The organism is Shewanella sp. 10N.286.45.A1 (assembly GCF_041470405.1).
Taxonomy (GTDB): domain Bacteria; phylum Pseudomonadota; class Gammaproteobacteria; order Enterobacterales; family Shewanellaceae; genus Shewanella.
Genome location: NZ_JBFRMK010000242.1, coordinates 1 through 15,013, shown reverse-complemented (window position 1 = coordinate 15,013; position 15,013 = coordinate 1). Strand labels below are relative to the sequence as shown.

The 15,013-nt window shown below is 45.2% G+C and carries 11 protein-coding genes; 4 read left to right on the top strand and 7 right to left on the bottom strand.

The features are described from left to right. From AB4238_RS16940 to AB4238_RS16930, 3 genes are all read right to left on the bottom strand, one after another. The coding region (locus AB4238_RS16940; RefSeq protein ID WP_372034497.1) for a CDGSH iron-sulfur domain-containing protein at window positions 1–151 on the bottom strand (151 nt) is incomplete at its 3' end. A 127-nt stretch (window positions 152–278) separates the two neighbouring features. Beyond that, window positions 279–1,562 (bottom strand): 4-aminobutyrate--2-oxoglutarate transaminase, encoded by a 1,284-nt coding sequence (gene gabT / locus AB4238_RS16935; RefSeq protein WP_372034496.1) that lies wholly within the window; start codon window positions 1,560–1,562, stop codon window positions 279–281. A gap of 259 nt (window positions 1,563–1,821) precedes the next feature. Further along, window positions 1,822–3,279 (bottom strand): NAD-dependent succinate-semialdehyde dehydrogenase, encoded by a 1,458-nt coding sequence (locus tag AB4238_RS16930; RefSeq protein WP_372034495.1) that lies wholly within the window; start codon window positions 3,277–3,279, stop codon window positions 1,822–1,824. A gap of 177 nt (window positions 3,280–3,456) precedes the next feature. On the opposite strand from AB4238_RS16930, the gene AB4238_RS16925 reads away from it, so the two are divergent. Next, on the top strand, window positions 3,457–4,392 hold the full coding sequence (locus tag AB4238_RS16925) for a LysR family transcriptional regulator (protein ID WP_372034494.1): 936 nt from the start codon (window positions 3,457–3,459) through the stop codon (window positions 4,390–4,392). A gap of 136 nt (window positions 4,393–4,528) precedes the next feature. On the opposite strand, the gene AB4238_RS16920 is transcribed toward AB4238_RS16925, so the two are convergent. Together AB4238_RS16920 and AB4238_RS16915 are read right to left on the bottom strand one after the other, a co-directional pair. After that, entirely contained in the window at window positions 4,529–5,614 is a 1,086-nt protein-coding gene (locus AB4238_RS16920) for a DUF3083 family protein (RefSeq protein WP_372034493.1), read from the bottom strand. 296 nt (window positions 5,615–5,910) lie between these two features. Continuing rightward, on the bottom strand, window positions 5,911–6,786 hold the full coding sequence (locus AB4238_RS16915) for a LysR family transcriptional regulator (protein WP_372034492.1): 876 nt from the start codon (window positions 6,784–6,786) through the stop codon (window positions 5,911–5,913). 124 nt (window positions 6,787–6,910) lie between these two features. On the opposite strand from AB4238_RS16915, the gene AB4238_RS16910 reads away from it, so the two are divergent. Both AB4238_RS16910 and AB4238_RS16905 read left to right on the top strand, forming a co-directional pair. After that, complete coding sequence (locus AB4238_RS16910; protein WP_372034491.1) at window positions 6,911–8,107, top strand: serine hydrolase domain-containing protein; 1,197 nt, start codon at window positions 6,911–6,913, stop codon at window positions 8,105–8,107. Between the two features lie 493 nt (window positions 8,108–8,600). Continuing rightward, window positions 8,601–9,353 (top strand): hypothetical protein, encoded by a 753-nt coding sequence (locus AB4238_RS16905; RefSeq protein WP_372034490.1) that lies wholly within the window; start codon window positions 8,601–8,603, stop codon window positions 9,351–9,353. A 57-nt stretch (window positions 9,354–9,410) separates the two neighbouring features. Here AB4238_RS16905 and mrcB read toward each other — a convergent pair whose 3' ends face one another. Next, window positions 9,411–11,783, bottom strand: a complete 2,373-nt coding sequence (mrcB, locus tag AB4238_RS16900) for a penicillin-binding protein 1B (RefSeq protein WP_372034489.1) — start codon at window positions 11,781–11,783, stop codon at window positions 9,411–9,413. Window positions 11,784–11,808: 25 nt separating this feature from the next. Then, window positions 11,809–14,319, bottom strand: coding sequence for an ATP-dependent helicase HrpB (hrpB, locus tag AB4238_RS16895; protein WP_372034487.1), 2,511 nt, complete (start codon window positions 14,317–14,319; stop codon window positions 11,809–11,811). 132 nt (window positions 14,320–14,451) lie between these two features. Between hrpB and thpR the strand changes: the two genes are divergently transcribed. Continuing rightward, window positions 14,452–14,997, top strand: a complete 546-nt coding sequence (gene thpR / locus AB4238_RS16890; RefSeq protein WP_372034486.1) for an RNA 2',3'-cyclic phosphodiesterase — start codon at window positions 14,452–14,454, stop codon at window positions 14,995–14,997. The last annotated feature ends 16 nt before the right edge of the window (window positions 14,998–15,013 follow it).

The window sequence follows — 15,013 nt, the reverse complement described above, 5'->3', positions numbered from 1 at the left end:
TTAATGCAATTGGTATAAACTCTGTTCCAGCAGGGGAGCCATCGCAAAAAGGCTGGCTTTTCGAACGACCACACGTACAAAAGTAATACTCATCACCCTTGTTAAGGCTGACTTTTTTCGGAGCTATTGCTGCCACAATTGGGTTTGCCATTGCTATTCCTTTATGATTTTATTCGACTTGCGTTCCAATAAAATAAGCATAGGCAAAATTATGTATTTGGCGCATAAAAAAGGCTTGCTAGCATTATGCTACCAAGCCTTATGATTTCAGCTAACGCTTAAGCGTCAGATAACGAGTCAAATAATTGATTAAACTTGTCTAAACCTTCATAAATTAGCTCATCAGATATGGTTAACGCAGGTAAAAATCGGATGACATTACCGTAAAAACCACAAGCCAACAGAATAAGCCCATACTTGGCCGCATTGGCGATAATACCTTGAGTCAGCGCAGTATTAGGCTGTTCGCTATCGCCCTGGCTGACGAGCTCTATAGCGATCATCGCGCCTTGATTTCTAACTTCTGCAATCACTTTTGGATAGCGAGATTGCAACAGTGAAAGCTGCTCATTAAAGATTTGTCCTATCTGGTCTGCACGTTTTACTAGCCCCTGCTCTTTAATCACTTCAAGCACGGCAAGGGCTGCGATGCAGCCTACTGGCGAGCCACCATAAGTACCGCCAAGACCACCGGGCAGCGGCGCATCCATGATGTCACTTTTACCCACCACTGCCGCGATAGGAAATCCACCAGCGATCCCTTTAGCCATAGTGATGAGATCTGGCTCTACTGCGGCATGTTCAAAACTAAACATCTTGCCTGTGCGGCCAAAGCCAGTTTGGATCTCATCGGCAATCAGCACAATACCGTGCCTATCACACAGTGCTCGTAGCGCTTGCAAGAACTCTGCTGGTGCAGCGTAAAAGCCGCCTTCGCCCTGCACGGGTTCGACAATAATGGCTGCAACATCCGTGGGTGCTATATCCACTTTAAACAGGTTCTCGAGTGCTTTCAGCGATGCTTTCACTGATACATCGTGTAGCTCAGTTGGAAAGGGGGCGTGATAGATGTCACCGGGGAAAGGGCCAAATAAGTGTTTATAAGGGCTAATTTTTCCCGTCAATGCCATTGTCAGATTGGTTCTGCCATGAAAACCGCCGTTAAAGGCAATCACCCCACGACGCCCAGTATGAGCCCGTGCGATCTTGACGCAGTTCTCCACCGCCTCGGCGCCCGTAGTAACGAAAATAGCTTTTTTGTCACTATCGCCAGGCGCAAGTTCGGTCAATTTTTCCGCCAGTTCAACCGCTGACTCATAAGGGTTCACCATCACGCAAGTGTGGCTAAACTTATCAAGTTGCTCTTTAACCGCAGCCACCACTTTAGGGTGACTATGACCGGTATTACATACGGCGATCCCCGTACCAAAATCGATATAACGATTGCCATCAACATCCCAAAGCTCGGCGTTATCGGCTCTATCAACATATACCGGATACACATTGCCTTGACCGCGAGCGATCACCTTAACCTTTCTCTCTTGCAAGTTGATGTTTGTCATTACAAAATTCCTATTGATACTGACCGGTAGTTAACTTTCTAGACTGCCCATACATAGATACTTAACTTCCATTTTGTTAACTTTCTGGACTGCCTATACATAGGTATCTAATTTCCATGTAATTAACGATCTAAGCCACCCAACATAGATATTTAATTTCTATGTTGTTAACTATCTAGACCGCCCATATACAGATACTTAATTTCCGTGTTGTTAACTTTCTAGACCGCCCATACTGAGATATTTCATTTCCATGTAATTAACGATCTAAGCCACCCATACATAGATACTTAATTTCCATATAATCATCTAGACCATACTTAGAGCCTTCACGGCCATTACCCGATTGTTTCACGCCACCAAATGGTGCAGCGGCATTTGAGATAATACCTTCGTTGACACCAACCATGCCGTACTCTAACCCTTCACCGACACGCCAAACTCGGCCAATATCACGGGAATAAAAGTACGCTGCTAAGCCGTACTCAGTGTCATTAGCCAGTGCCAGAGCTTGTTCCTCAGTTTCGAAACTGATGATCGGGGCTACAGGCCCAAAAACCTCATTACTGGCCAGTGGCATATCATTCGTCACTCCTGTCACTATGGTAGGCTCATAAAAGTGACTACCAGCGCTACTGACCTTACCGCCACTAAGCAAACTAGCCCCTGCCGCAAGTGTGTCTTGCACCAACTTATTGACTCCAGCAACTGCCTGAGCACTGATCATCGGGCCTACGTTAACCCCTTCGGTAAAACCATCACCAACCTGTAATTCGGCAACTGCAGCGGCAAACTTATCAGTAAACTCTTGAGCGACCCCTTGCTGCACTAAAATGCGATTAGTACAAACACAAGTTTGACCAGCATTGCGATACTTTGAGATAACCGCGCCCTGCACCGCAGCATCAATATCCGCGTCATCAAACACGATGAAAGGTGCATTACCGCCAAGTTCCATTGATATTTTTTTCACACTACTAGCGGTTTGTGTCATTAATATTTTGCCCACAGCCGTAGAGCCCGTGAAGGTAAATTTGGCCACATCTGGATGCTCGGTCAGTACCTTGCCCATGCCAACCGCATCTTCACCGACCACCACATTTAGCACACCAGCAGGGACACCTGCTCGCGCTGCAAGCTCAGCCATTGCCAGCGCTGAAAGTGGTGTTAGCGGAGATGGTCGAACCACAAAAGTACAGCCAGCTGCTAATGCCGCTGCGGCTTTACGAGCAATCATGGCGTTAGGAAAGTTCCAAGGGGTGATTGATGCAACTACGCCTACTGGCTGCTTGATTACCACAATACGCTTGTCGCCTGCCGGGGCTGGGATCGTATCGCCGTATACCCGTTTACCCTCTTCTGCAAACCAGTCAATAAAGGCTGCGCCATAAGCTATCTCGCCTTTGGCTTCAGCCAGCGGCTTGCCCTGCTCTAGCGTTAAAATACGACCTAAGTCATCTTGGCTGGCTATCATTAATTCAAACCAGCGACGCATAATTGCAGCGCGCTCGTTAGCGGAGCGCTTTGACCAAGCTGGTAAAGCACGCTTAGCGGCAACGATTGCAGCTTCTGTTTCAGCAGTGCCCGCGTTAACGACCTGCGCGACAACTTGGTCATTGGCGGGGTTAATCACATCGAAGCGCTCTTGCCCTTCAATCCATTGACCATCAATGTAAGAACTCAGCTTCACTAATCCTGAATCATTCACTTGTTGCATAATCACTCCAGCGCGTCATTTCATCTAATGATGGAGCCCGTTTCTTTGGCAAAACTAAAACAGGCTTTAAAAATTAATATTGCTATTGAATCGTAAAAGTAACTCGGGTTAAATACAAAACAATAAACCTTATGTTTTACCACTGTAAAACTATATCTCGAATTGGAAGATTATAAGATGATAAAAACGGGTAGCAAAAGCTCTATCATCCCCAAAGCAGTGACTGAATATGATCTACGTTTACTGCGGATCTTTCGCACCGTTGTTGAAAATGGCGGCTTCTCTGCATCAGAAGCTGAACTTGGCGTTACTCGCTCTACCATTAGCGTACACATGTCTAATCTAGAAAGCCGTATGAAACTAAAACTGTGTAGTCGTGGCCGAGGAGGGTTTGCACTAACTGAAGATGGCCAGGCGGTTTATCATGCATGCATTGAGCTATTTGATTCACTCAATGATTTTTCAAGATTAGTTAATAACTTAGGTGAAGAGTTAAGCGGTGAACTCATTATACTTTGCGCCGATCAGCTCGATACTCGCATGCAGTTAAAGCTGGCTCAAGTGATTGAGAAAGTACACCGCACTCAACCACAACTGCACTTAGTACTCGATAACGAAGCGCTTAAGCATATCGAGAAATGTCTACTAAAAGAGAAAGCACATATCGGACTACTGCCAAGCTATCAGCAAGTTGAAGGGCTCGATTATCAGACCATTTACAATGAACCCATCTACCTTTGTTGCGGCCATTCACACCCCTTTTTCAGCCTAGAAGATGATGAGATAAGCGCCGATATGCTTGCTCAAGTTCCAGCGGTTCATCCTGGTGTTGATATTGATATTGATGGCAGGGAGCAATTAAAACGCTTAAATCTCTCCGCTAAAGCTTATCAGTTTGATACCCGTAAAACCTTAATCCTGTCAGGCTGCTATATCGGTTATCTGCCCCTTAGCTATATCCAGCACGAACTGGCGTCTAAGCAGCTAAAAATTATCCATCAACACAGCGCCAGTTATCAATTTAATCTGTCGATGGTGTGTAAGCATAATCCACGGGAAACCAGCAAAGTTGAATTGCTTAGAAGCATTTTTAACGAAGTATTTAGTCAATAGCGATGGCAATGTAGATGTAGATGTAGATGTAGATGTAGATGATAATAAAGCGCGCTGCAATGAACAGCAAAAATGACAGCAATATCAAGCACAGAGTAAGTGGGAAAAGTGCTCCCACTTACTTTGTATTTACAGATTAGCTAATCAACTGCTCAGGCACATGATAACTAATATGCTGATGGAATCTCACGATAAGGTCATCGCGTGATCTGTCTAATTCAAGCTCTGAGGTTAAACGCTTAAGGGCTTCTTCAACGCGATTCAAATAACGGCCAAGAGCGCCATCTTTTGAATCTTGTGCACCAGCCACAATGGTATAGCTCACCATCTCAACTAAGCGGTTGCCATCCCAGTGGCTAATAAACTGTTGCTCTTCGATATTAGGGTCAAAGCCAAGCATTTGCACTTCGTCAGTACCATCAACTTGATCGTACTTACTATTGCGTACCAGCGGAGTTAATCCGTTAGCCACCATAGCCACTCGATTAAGTTGCTTGGCGGCCGTTGCTTTTACAAAGGCATCTTCCAGCTTTTGATATAAAGGCGTGAAGTCATCAGCTCCTTCAGCCAATGTCGCCTGCTTTAACTTACGACTTAACGGCAGTTTTACCGTGACATAGCACAATGAGCCATGACCTTCAGGCACTGGACAACTTCTTGCCGCGTAGCGATTACTAATAGATCGCAATTTGTAACCGTAGCTCGCCTTATTACCTTTAGCCGCCGCAAACAGATCATAAGACAGATGTTGGTGATCACGGATTTTAATCGTCAGATCTTTCTCTGGTAATTGCGGTGCCAGCTTGGCAAGGAAAGCTTGAACCTTGATATGGAAGCTCGCTGAGTTTGCACGAATGTCTTCACCCGTCGCTAAGAATACGATACGGATCTTGCGCGCCTTGTAATCATCTTGGCTATGCAAGCTTTGCGCTTCATGGTATTCGGGGTTATAGAAAAAGACAATCTGTTCGGCGGTAGGGAAACAATAGGCTTCAGTATGAAAACGGACTACAGGTAACTTATCGTTGGTGATCACATGGACATTATGTAGCTCAGTCTGATCTGCAAGCTTGAAGATATTGCGGCTTAGCATTTGATAGCATGTTTTGTAATCTGGGAAATGAGCTAACAAAGCATCTGTGACTTTAATTTCTGCTGTGATGTACTGATTACTTCTAACGTCCTTGGGAATGTACACTTTTTGCTGATGGCTAAGGGACATAAATACTCCTTGAGATAAGTTAACCATGCATAATTCGATGCTAATGGTAGCGATAAACGATATTAAGAATGCTGCGATAGACCACACTTTTACCTAGTAGCAACACAATACGCCTCGAATATGATTTATTTCTTAAATTCACAATACAAATTACTTACATTTGCTATCGCCGATAAAAACAGCAAAGCTTCTTAGTGAATGATTAATGGAAGGCTAGGAGCTGAGGTTATGCTCCTGTGATGATCCAGGAGCACAAATAAAGCGATGTTTAGCGTGTTAGTTCGCTTGAAGAGGCATTAAGCCTTAGAAAAAATCGGTTTAATACCTTTGATAAAAAATTGATGCACTTCATTTAGTGGCTGATTTTTCGGCCAGATAAGGTCATATTGGATCTGCATCTGAGTTTGCATAAACTCAGGCGCTAAGATTTTGATATCTTGTACTCGCTTATGGGGTGAAGAGAGCATCGCCCAGCCAACCCCTGCTTGTACCAATTGCAACATACTCTGGTAACCATTTACACAGCACACCGAAGGCGACATTTTAGTCACTTTATAAAGAGTATCTTGCTTATCAAGCGCACTACTTAATATTTGCGTATGTGCCATTAAGTCATCATTAGTCACTTGGCGTTTTTTCGCCAGTGGATGCTTAGTGCTACAGGCTATCATTACGTCGCAATGGCCAATCGCTTGAAATTCATAGAACTGACTATTTCCTTCAAGGCTGGGAGTCAAAGCTAAATCAACCTCGCCCTCCCTAACCGAATCAAAAATGTCACTGACGCAATGACACAATACCTTAAAACGTAGGTGCGGCCATTGTTGTTGCGCTTGCTTTAGCAGCAGAGCTATCGGCTCAAAATCGACATTCTCATCAATAGCTAATGTAAAAGTCGCTGGTACTCCAGCGGAGAGTTGGTTGGCATTACGGGTAAAACGCTCAACACTATCAACCACGACCTTGGCGCCATCATAAAGGTTTAGGCCAGCCTCTGTCAGTTGCGGATACTTACCATCACGGTCAAATAAGAGCACTCCAAGCTCATCTTCTAAACGTGCAATATTACCGCTAACCGTTGCTAGGTGTTTACCTATCAATCGACCCGCGGCAGAAAATGATCCGGTATCAGCGGCTGCAATAAAACATTTGAGTAAGTCAGGTTTGATCATGGTGTTAACTCTCCAACTATTCCTATTGGAAAACCATAGGAAACCTATTAATCGATATCGAAATCATTATGGATAATAACCTTGTTTTCAGCAATCACACTATTGATACAACGAGGATACCTTTATGAAAAACTCAATTAAAACACTGGTCATAGCCATGTCTTTAGCAACGACTATGGGATTAGCACATGCTAACAACGCGCCGTCAAATCAAGTACCCGTCAATATTGATACTTGGCAGCAACAACGCCATGTAGGCCAAGCACAGATGAAAGATTTTTACCCCAATATGCTGGCGGTTAATGCACAAGACCTCTTTCAGGTTAATCATCAAAAACGAGATTATGATCTTCATGAGATCCCTTCACTCGCTCGTATATTGAATCATCCAGCCACAGGCTCTGTTGTTATCATGAATAGCAATGGTGATGTGCTACTTGAACAATATAGAAATGGTCACGACCGCAATACGACTTTTTCAGACCAGTCATCAACTAAGTCTATTGGTTATATCCTGCTCAATAAGGCGATTGCAGATGGCAAGATTAAGCTAACTGACAAAGTTGAAAAGTATATCCCAACCATAGGCAGTGGTTTTAGAGGCAGAACAGTCGGTGACGTTGCCGCTATGAATGTGAACCACTCTGTGGCAGAGCTTGCTGCTTACACCGGTGATAAAGATGCACTTGCTAACTTCGACAAAGATGAAAGCGTTATCGGTATGCAACGTAATGATGACCGCATGGAGTTACGTGAATGGATAGAATCAATTACAGCGATGGGCGACAGTAACGAATGGCAAGGTGAAATTGCCAATTACGCCACCATTAATACCAGTGTTGTTGGCTGGTTAGTCGAAGCCGCGACTGGAGAATCATTAGCGAAACAGGTGCGTGACTTATTCCACGAGGTGGGTGGTGAAAATACCATGTTCATGGGTACTGATTTTGTGGGCACGCCAGTGGTTGGCGCCTCAATGATGTCTTCAACTATCGACTTTGCACGCTACGGTCGCTTACTCATTAGCGATAAAGCCCAAGTCACTAAAGATATCAAAGATGCAGCCAAAGCAGGTCAACCCGTTCCAGCGCAGCTGACCCATATCGACAGCCACTACTACAAGTCTGCCATCATGAATGAATATGGTGTTGGTCACAGTGGCTGGGCAGGACAGTTCATTTGGGCTGACCCAGAATCTGGCACTATTATCGCCATAAACAGTATGGTTCAGTCAGAACTGCCTGCTCCTTTTGAGCACTTTAACAAGGAATATCAAGCTGTCTTTGATGTGATTAAACTGATGCGAGCAAAAGCGCAGTAGACCTTCCGGCTAAAACCCTAAGCCACCTACTTATACCAATCAGTATAAGAAGTTGATCTACTCAGAGCGTTTTTGGCAAGCTAGTTCAAGGCAGGCTAATTCAAAGTGAGTAATGACATAATGGTTATTCCCTTATGAGTTTATTCAACGTAGAAGTAGCAAGCCCAAAACACTCCTACAGGCGAGTTTTAGCGGCTCTGATCCTGCGTTAATGAACTTGAGCGTAGAATAACTATGCTCTTCATTCATCGCCTTGCTTCAAAGCCGCTAAACTCTCGCTGAGCGATCAAATCTTTATACTGATTGGTATAATATACTGACTCAATAAAAGTATCGGTTAGCGGAACTTCAACTCTCTCAACTCTAACAGCTATCGAAAACGCAAGTTCGGCCTTCGTATCCAATAAGTGTAAATATCACTATTAATACTAAGAAAAACAATGCTAAATTGTCGCTATCACCTAATTAATCAGTTAGAAAGAGTACTCAAGGAATGAATGTAAAAGTTAAAATAGTGCTAGCAAGTTTGCTATGTATGAATTTAGTTGGCTGTGAATACGTCGACAATATATTACATCCAGACGATGGTGATGAGACCGTAATTGATGAGACTTTCAAAAATGATGCGCTGCAGTTGGGCTTATCGAAAGCTATTGTGACTCAACTCTGTACGGCAACAAAGGAGATCAGTGTTAAGTGTATTAGCGTTTTGAACAGCGACAGCAACCAGAAAGAAGTCAGATTTGAATATACTTACAATAATGTGACGCAGAAAAATGATTACGCCAAAAGTACCGATGCTAGTCGTGTTATTTTTCACCTGCCAGTCGACAGCACAGCAGCCAGAATTGAATTTGAAAATAACCGCAGTTACCAATTTAATGATGGTTATGAATACACTTGGGTGGAACCCACTGATATAGAAACAGCTGCTGTTATCAATGACGCCGATGAATCACTGGCAAAATTAGTGAATAGTGCAGTTATAAAACGAGTGACTAGCTCCAAGTTAACCAATGTCTCTACCGCCTCTTTAAGCAATGATCAATATTCATTAACTGAAGCACAAGATTTAGTGAATAACGCCAGCACAGTGTTATTCCCGGTATTGGTGGTGAGCGTAACGAGCAGCGACCAAACAGAGCCTGCTGACGCATCATTTAAAGCGTTTACTGAAGGCCATAGCGCTATTTTATCTAACTTCTCTTCACCTTTATCAACCGCTATAGAGCAAAGTTGGTTCTAGAATTAACTGACAGCGGCTTGCTCCTTTAAGGCAAAGGAACAAGCTGCAGTTGTTGGCTTAACCACCAATCAACTTTTTCCACCACGGCAACGGCTCACCGCAATTAGCAACCGGTTGATAGCTTTCCCTTAAAGCAGGAACCTTGATCACATTGCCACAATCTGCTTGTTTGGCTGCGCCGCTATTACGATCAAAATAACCTTGTACCGTGCCGTCGACAGGCGCCATACGCAGGCTCAGTGGTGGGCGATTGTTTAAGAACGCTTGATAAACAGCCATCGCGCCACTACTTCCGTAAAGCCCGGTTTTACCATTATCATCACGTCCAACCCAGATAGCCGCTACGTTTCGCTCATCAAAACCTGCAAACCACGAATCTCTTGAGTCATTACTTGTACCAGTTTTCCCCGCTAGTGTTGCTCGCGGAAAAGCATTACCCAGGCGTTTAGCGGTGCCATTGTCAACCACTTGCGTCATGGCATATTTGACTAGGTAATTACTGGCAACTGGGATCGCTTGGGTTGCTGTTCGCTTAGAGGCAACCAGCGGTTGGTTATCCCCATCGAGTACCGTGGTCACGGAGTTTAAATGACGATAACGGCCGTTATCGGCTACGGTCTGAAACACCTGTGCCACCATGAGTGGCGAGCCATTCACGGCGCCTAACAACATTGACGGATACTCGGGGATTTTATCTTTCCAGCCAGCTTTATCCAAGGTTGTTGCCACACTACTAACACCAATAGCCATACCTAAATTAACGGTCGGCACGTTCATCGACTTTTTAAACGCGGTCAATAACGGTACTTGGCCGCGGAATTTCCTATCGACATTTTGCGGTGACCACGTTTTGCCTTGGCCATTTTTAAGGGTGATAGGCTCATCCTTTAAAGGCGTTGCTAAGGTGTACTTTTTCGGTTGATTGAGCGCCGTGGCGTACACAAACGGTTTAATGAGCGAGCCAATAGGTCGCCTTATCTCTACTGCACGGTTAAAGCCTTGATAACTCGGCACCTTATCACCGACCATGGCTGCAATACCCGCTGAATACTTATCGGTTAGCACCATGCCGACTTGCAAGGATTCATCATTCTTACCGAGCTGTTTAAGGGTCTGTTTCACCGCTTTCTCGGCCGCCTCCTGCGCCATAGGATCAAGTGTGGTATAGACCTTAATGCCTGATTGTTGCAGTAACGCTTCACCATATCGAGTCGACAATTCGCGCTTAACCACAGCGAAAAATGCCGGCAGTTTTTGGTGCACTGGTTTATCTGATTTTCTTAATCCTAACGGAGATTCAACCGCGGCTTCATATTGAGCCACATTCAGGTCGCCAGCTTCCATCAATAATCTCAGCACTAAATCACGACGCTTCTGTGCGCGCTCTTCATAACGCCATGGATTATAGTAGGAAGGGCCCTTAATAACGGCTACCAAAAATGCTTGCTGCGGCAGGGTTAACTCGCCTATTGGTCGACCAAAATAAAACTGTGAAGCGAGCCCCATGCCATGGACGCCACGCGCTTTGTCTTGTCCCATATAGACTTCATTTAAATAGGCTTCGAGGATCTCATCCTTTTCATAGCGAAAATCGATAATAATTGCCATCAAGGCTTCACGCAGCTTACGCGTCAGTGAACGCTCACTTGAAAGGAAGAAGTTCTTAGCGAGTTGTTGGGTCAAGGTTGAGCCGCCCTGCACTGTCCGACCAGCACTGATATTGACCATGGCCGCACGCAAGATTGCAAAAGGATTAACCCCGTGATGCTCGTAGAAACTGCGATCTTCAACCAAGATAAGCGCATCGATAATCGCTTGCGGCATCTTGTCAGCCGCCACGAATAATCTATCTTCACCATCTCCGGTAATAATTCTGTCCAGTAGTACAGGCTCTAAATGAAATACAGCAAGCTGACGTTGGTCGCTACTTCTTGCCACAGAACTGATGCCGTTAGAGTCAAAAGTGATCATCACTCTTTGTTCAGTTTGATCACCCTGAGGGTGTAAAAATGGTCGGCGCCAAAGGTCTATTTTGGTTTTTGAAGCGGAAAACTCTCCCACTTGACGCGGGTTAGCCACTTTACGATAGCCAAGTAGTTTTAACTCAGACATCAACTGACCGTGGCTAACTGCGGCTCCAGGATAAAGCGCCATTGAACGGCTAAAGACTTGTGCGGGCAGATGCCATTTTTGCCCTTCAAACTTGCGCGCTATAATTTGATCTAAATAGATCCCATAAGCGGCAACAACGACTGCTGCGATAACGCCAAGTTTCCAAGTTATCGACCAAATTTTACGTCCCCAAGCTGATTTATTTGAGGTTTTCTTATTGGCTCGTTTTTTACCGCCTTTGCCCGACGATACTCTTTTTACCGCTGGACGCTTGGTGGTTTTTTTAGTTTTGGGTTTAGGTGCCGCTTTATCTGTCATTACTGTTCCGCTGCCTAGCGCGACATCATTGTGCGCCAAAGGTCTTCTTTTTAGTAAATTTGGTGGGTTGTGTATTCGCTGGGTCATCAGGCCATAGATGTTTTGGGTAACGCCCTTTCATCTCTTTCTTTACATGATCATATGGCCCTTGCCAGAAACTCGCTAAATCCGCTGTCAATGCTAAAGGTCGCCTAGCTGGAGATAATAGCTCCATGGTAAGCACTAACTTACCATTGGCTATTTTAGGGCTCTGCTGCATACCAAAAGCCTCTTGCAGTCTTACGCTTAGACGCCCACGTTGTTGTGCATCATACTCAATTTTGGCATGTGTACCGGTGGCCATAAGCCATCTTGTTGGTAACAAAATCTCAAGATGTTGCTGGGTTGCCCAAGGCATTAAATTAAGCAGCAGAGTATAACAATCTAATTGCTGTAATTGTGCCAAACTGCGCACATCATCCAAATAGGGTTTAAGCCATTCGTTTAACTGAGCGATCAAGCTAGCATCATCCAGACTTGGCCAGTCATGTGATTTATCGAGGTCAGTGGCAATCGCCACCCGATAGCGCAACTGCTCTGTGCGTTCATCAAACTTCAGCAAACCTAGACCATTAAGCGCAACCTGTTCTACAATCGCATTTTTGATTAGCTTCTTATCCAACTGCTTAAGCGGGGTTTTGCTCAATAAGATTTGACCAACTTTTCGCTGCTCTTCTGCGAAAAAACGCCCCTTATTGTCATCCCAACCACAATACTCAATAGTATCCACTAAGCCAGAGAGTTGATCAGTAAATAATTGTACATTGAGTGTCGCGGCAAGATACACCTTGCCATTGCTTCGCCCTTCACTCTCTTGAAAGTCAGCAATCACTAACCAAGGCTGCCCAGACAAGTTATCATCGTTTGCTAATTCAACACCGCTACCGCCAGCCAACTGATAGCCACTTGCTCCACGCTGTTTAGCAATGCGATCGGGATAGGCAAAAGCTAACAGCATGGCAATATCATCACCCGCAGCGTTGCTTGCCACCATTGATAATGTGTGTGACGAACCACTACGAATGCCTAAGTTATTGAGCCACTGGCGGATCTGTTTAGCAGGCTCCGACGCTAATGCTTCTTGGAAATAGTGACTGATTTCACTGCCTTTACGACTGCGGCCTCTTGCCTCTAAAGTGCCAGCTAAAATAGCAGCTAAGATCACTAGATTGTCATCACCCTCTTGCTTTGATAAACGCTGCGCTTTAAGCAACATGTGGGCAATTCGTGGCTGGCAACCTAACTCATAAGCTGCTCGACCGTGGGCGGTAATTACCCGTTTGTCATCAACCATTTCAAGCGAATGAAGTAACTGCCAGCTTACCTCTTCATTGGCTTTTGACGGCAGGGTTAGCATGGGCAACTCATCGAGAGATTTTACCCCCCAATACGCACCATCTAACACCATCGAAATCAAGTCGGTATGCATAACCTCGGGTTCATCGGCCTTTATCAGTCGCCCATGCTCCTCTTGACTCCACAGTCGCGTACTAAAGCCGGCCATTAGGCGACCCGCTCGACCACTACGCTGAGCCGCAGAGGCCTGACTTATTCGCTTGAGCGACAACCGAGTGCCGCCAGTTCTTGGATTAAAGCTTGCTTGGCGCTTATAGCCCGAATCAATAACCTGCGTTATTCCCTCAATCGTCAAGCTCGACTCAGCAACATTGGTCGCGAGTACCACCTTACGAATGCCCGTTGCTGGCGGCGCAATAGCTTGATCCTGCGCCTTGGCCGGCAAACTGCCATATAGCGGGCAGATAACAAATACACTGGGATCTAACCGCGGCGTGAGTATGGTTTGTAACCGCCTTATCTCCCCTTGCCCCGGAAGAAAGGCTAACAGTGAGCCTTGTTGTTGGCTATTTAACGCATCGATAATCACTTTAGCCATATGATCGAGCCACAATGATTGCGTGGGAGCAGCTCGATAACCTTGCTCAACAGGAAAGCTACGCCCTTCACTACTGAGGGTGAGCGCATCAGGCATCAATTCGCTTAATGGTAAGCCTGATAAAGTGGCTGACATCGCAAGCAGTTTCAAATCTTCACGAAAGCTAGCTTGGAGCTCCAATGCCAGTGCTAACCCCAGATCTGTGGTTAGATGACGCTCATGGATCTCATCGAATATGACTAGCGCAATACCTGTCAACTCAGGATCGCTTTGGATCATCCGCGTCAGCACGCCTTCTGTCACAATCTCAAGGCGGGTTTCGCCGCTAACCTTTGACTCCCCTCTAACCCGGTAGCCAACCTCAGTCCCCAAAGAACAGCCGCGCTGCCTTGCAATAAACTGGGCCACATTTCGGGCTGCGACTCTGCGCGGCTCAAGCATTAAGATCTTACCGTCTATCTCTTCCCAATCCAACATAGCTAAGGGTAATGCGGTCGACTTGCCAGCTCCGGTAGGCGCCTCAAGTATCACTTGATTCGCTTGATTAAAAGCACTGCGAATAGGCTCTAATAAGCTGTGAATAGGTAATGAAGTTACTGGCATTGTTTTGTAGTGAGGCTCGTTATGGTGGCGTATAACGCACCATACTAAAGTAATGTTTGCCAAGCAGTGTACTCTAAAAGCGCTAACAGGCTAAACTCTCAAAGGTGTTTATCTTTATTGTGGTACCGATTGATGACTAACAGCACACGCAACATAAGTACTGCGGCGGGAAAGCGGGTTTTCCTTGGCTTCTCACTCACCACTGAACAAACCAAGCAAATTGAAGCCATTCAGCTGCAGCTTCCAGCAAATGTTAGGCTAGTACCGAGTCAAAACTTACACATGACATTGGCATTTTTAGGCTACGCCAGCAATGAGACTATCGGTGCACTTATCAATCAAATTGAAGCAATAGATAAACCGCGTTTCACTGTCGATTTAGATTGCATTGAACACTGGAAAAAGCCAAAAATTCTCTGCTTTAAAGGTACGGCGTCTGACCCAAACCTGTTATCGATGGCAAATGATGGACAAACGATTGCGCAGAAACTCAAGCTACATCAAAGCGAATACCACTATAACCCGCATATTACCCTTTCAAGAAAAGCCAAGGCTGCAGTGGACGGTATTTGTTATACCACACTGACTATAAAACCTAGTGCGTTACACCTCTTTGAATCGTTTGCTGGTAAAGATGGCGTAGAGTACCCAATATTGCACTCATGGCAATTGACATAATAATACCAATTGCATT

Excerpts from the sequence above, each read along its gene's own strand:
- AB4238_RS16930 (WP_372034495.1), bottom strand. The coding sequence starts at position 3,279 with ATGCAACAAGTGAATGATTCAGGATTAGTGAAGCTGAGTTCTTACATT.
- AB4238_RS16920 (WP_372034493.1), bottom strand. The coding sequence starts at position 5,614 with ATGTCCCTTAGCCATCAGCAAAAAGTGTACATTCCCAAGGACGTTAGA.
- AB4238_RS16905 (WP_372034490.1), top strand. The coding sequence starts at position 8,601 with ATGAATGTAAAAGTTAAAATAGTGCTAGCAAGTTTGCTATGTATGAAT.
- AB4238_RS16910 (WP_372034491.1), top strand. The coding sequence starts at position 6,911 with ATGAAAAACTCAATTAAAACACTGGTCATAGCCATGTCTTTAGCAACG.
- gabT (WP_372034496.1), bottom strand. The coding sequence starts at position 1,562 with ATGACAAACATCAACTTGCAAGAGAGAAAGGTTAAGGTGATCGCTCGC.
- AB4238_RS16915 (WP_372034492.1), bottom strand. The coding sequence starts at position 6,786 with ATGATCAAACCTGACTTACTCAAATGTTTTATTGCAGCCGCTGATACC.
- AB4238_RS16925 (WP_372034494.1), top strand. The coding sequence starts at position 3,457 with ATGATAAAAACGGGTAGCAAAAGCTCTATCATCCCCAAAGCAGTGACT.
- mrcB (WP_372034489.1), bottom strand. The coding sequence starts at position 11,783 with ATGACAGATAAAGCGGCACCTAAACCCAAAACTAAAAAAACCACCAAG.
- thpR (WP_372034486.1), top strand. The coding sequence starts at position 14,452 with ATGACTAACAGCACACGCAACATAAGTACTGCGGCGGGAAAGCGGGTT.
- hrpB (WP_372034487.1), bottom strand. The coding sequence starts at position 14,319 with ATGCCAGTAACTTCATTACCTATTCACAGCTTATTAGAGCCTATTCGC.